Source organism: Paracoccus marcusii (assembly GCF_006151785.1).
Taxonomy (GTDB): Bacteria; Pseudomonadota; Alphaproteobacteria; order Rhodobacterales; family Rhodobacteraceae; genus Paracoccus; species Paracoccus marcusii.
Map to the genome: position 1 here is coordinate 1 of NZ_VDDD01000216.1, position 2,786 is coordinate 2,786.

Sequence of the window (2,786 nt, forward strand, 5' to 3'; positions counted from 1 at the left end):
ACGCGCCTGTCGCAGGCCGCATGGCGCGCCATCGCCAACGTGGCCGAGGCGCTGGCCGCGGCCGATCCGTCCCTGCCGCTGGACAAGGCGCCGACCCTGCCGGCCCATGCCATGGCGACCGTGGCCCGCGACGACCGCGATGCGGGCCCGGACGCGCCTGCGACGATCCAGGACGCGTTCGCCGCACAGGTCGCCCGACGCCCCGATGCGGACGCGCTGATCTTTCGCGGAGAGAGGCTGAGCTATGCCCAGCTGGACCAGCGCGCGTCCCACCTGGCACGACAGTTGGCGGCGATGGGCGTCGGCCCCGGCGTGCCCGTGGGCCTGTTCGCCCCGCGCGGGCTGGGACTGGTCGTCGGTGCGCTGGCGATCCTGAAGGCGGGCGGCGCCTATGTGCCGCTGGATCCGGACTATCCGGCCGACCGGCTGCAGCATTACATCGCCGACAGCGGTGCGCCGGTGGTCTTGGCCGACCCGGCGATCCTGTCGCGCCTGCCAGCGCATCAGGCGCGCGTGCTGCCGCTGGACGCCAACGGACCGGAGGCGGACCCCCGTCCCGCATCGGGCCAGGACCTGGCCTATCTGATCTATACCTCCGGCTCGACCGGGACGCCCAAGGGGGTGATGGTCGAACACCGCAACGTGGTGAACTTCTTCGCCGGCATGGACCGGTCGCTAGATGCCCCCGAACCGGGCACCTGGCTGGCGGTCACCAGCCTGTCCTTCGACATTTCCGTGCTGGAGATCTTCTGGACGCTGACCCGTGGCTGGAAGGTCGTCATCGCAGGCGATCTTCTGGGGGGTGCCACGGCGGAGCCTGCCACCGGCAGCCGCAAGGGCATGCAGATGTCGCTGTACTACTGGGGCAATGACGACGGGGCGGGCCCCAAGAAATACGAACTGCTGCTGGAGGGCGCGAAATTCGCCGACCGCCACGGCTTCGTCGCCGTCTGGACGCCCGAGCGGCACTTCCACGCCTTCGGCGGCCCCTATCCGAACCCCTCGGTCACCGGGGCGGCGGTGGCGGCGGTCACGCAGAACATCGCGGTCCGCGCAGGGTCGTGCGTCGGCCCCCTCCACCACCCTGCCCGCATCGCCGAGGAATGGGCGGTCATCGACAACCTGACCAATGGGCGCTGCGGCATCGCCGTGGCCTCCGGCTGGCAGCCGGACGATTTCGTGCTGCGCCCGCAGAACACGCCGCCCGCCAACAAGCCCGCGATGCTGCAGACCATCGACCAAGTCCGCCGGCTGTGGCGCGGCGAGGCGGTCGAGTTTCCGCGCGCCGACGGCACCCCCTTTGCCGTCGTGTCCCAGCCCCGGCCGGTATCGGCGGAACTGCCCATCTGGGTGACCACCGCGGGCAACCCCGAGACCTGGCGCGAGGCCGGGCGGCTTGGCGCGAACGTGCTGACCCATCTTCTGGGTCAGAGCATGGACGACATCGCCGCCCGCATCCCGGAATATCACGCAGCCCTGCGTGAGGCGGGTCACGATCCGGCGGATTTCACCGTCACGCTGATGCTGCACAGTTATCTGGCCGACACGCGCGAGGCCGCGATGGAGACCGCGCGCGAGCCGATGAAGGAATACCTTCGCGCCGCCGCCGCGCTGGTCAAGCAATATGCCTGGGCCTTCCCGGCCTTCAAGAAGCCCGCGGGCGTCACCGACGCGATGTCCCTGGACCTGTCGAACCTGGACCCGGACGAGATGGAGGGCATCCTCGATTTCGCCTTCCTGCGCTATTTCAATGACAGCGGCCTGTTCGGGACCGTGGACGATGCCGAGGCGCGGATCGCGGCCCTGCGCAAGATCGGCGTGACCGAGATCGCCTGCCTGATCGACTATGGCATCGCCCCGTCGATGGTGCTGGACAGCCTGCGGCATCTGGCGGTGCTGCATGACCGCGTGAATCCGGTCACGACCGAGGTCGCCGATTACGGCATCGCGGCCCAGATCACGCGGCACAAGGTCACGCACCTGCAGGCCACCCCGTCGATGGCGCGCCTGCTGCTGGAGGACGCACCGTCGCGTGCCGCGATGGCGGGGCTGAAGACCATCGCCCTGGGCGGAGAGGCCCTGAGCCAGGGCCTGCTGGCCGATCTGCGACGGAACGGATCTGCGCGCGTCCTGAACATGTACGGCCCGACCGAAACGACGATCTGGTCGGCGGTCGCCGATCTGGGCACGCAGGCCGACGATGTCTGGTTGGGTGACCCCATCGCCGCCACCAGCCTGCACCTGCGCGACCCGCAGGGAGAGGCGGTCGCCGACGGCGTGGCGGGAGAATTGTGGATCGGCGGGGCGGGCGTCACCCGCGGCTACTGGAACCGTCAGGCGCAGACCGATGCGGCGTTTCCGCAGACCGACCAGGGACGTCTGTACCGGACCGGCGATCTGTGCAGTCGCGACAGCACCGGGCGCCTGCGGTTCCTGGGTCGCATCGACCAGCAGGTCAAGCTGCGCGGCTATCGCATCGAACTGGGAGAGATCGAGACCCGGTTGGCCCGCCTGCCCGGCGTCCGCGACGTGGCGGTCGTCGCCAAGGGCCAGGGTCCGGGCGATCGGCAACTGATCGGCTATGCCACCGGAGAAGGGCTGGACGGCGCGGCGCTGCGCGCGGCGCTGTCGCGCGAGCTGCCCGATTTCATGGTGCCGCTGCAGATCCATGTCCTGCCGGAGATGCCGCTGACCCCCAACCGCAAGATCGACCGCAAGGCGCTGGCGGCGGCCGATGCCGCGCCGCCCGCGGCCCGGGTCGCACCGCCGGCACCACCGCCCGTTGC

General features: G+C 70.3%; 1 protein-coding gene. It reads left to right on the top strand.

Features of this window, described 5'->3' with window-relative positions; genetic code table 11:
• On the top strand, nucleotides 1-2,786 hold a 2,786-nt coding region (locus FHD68_RS18245; RefSeq protein WP_139086523.1), incomplete at both ends, for a MupA/Atu3671 family FMN-dependent luciferase-like monooxygenase.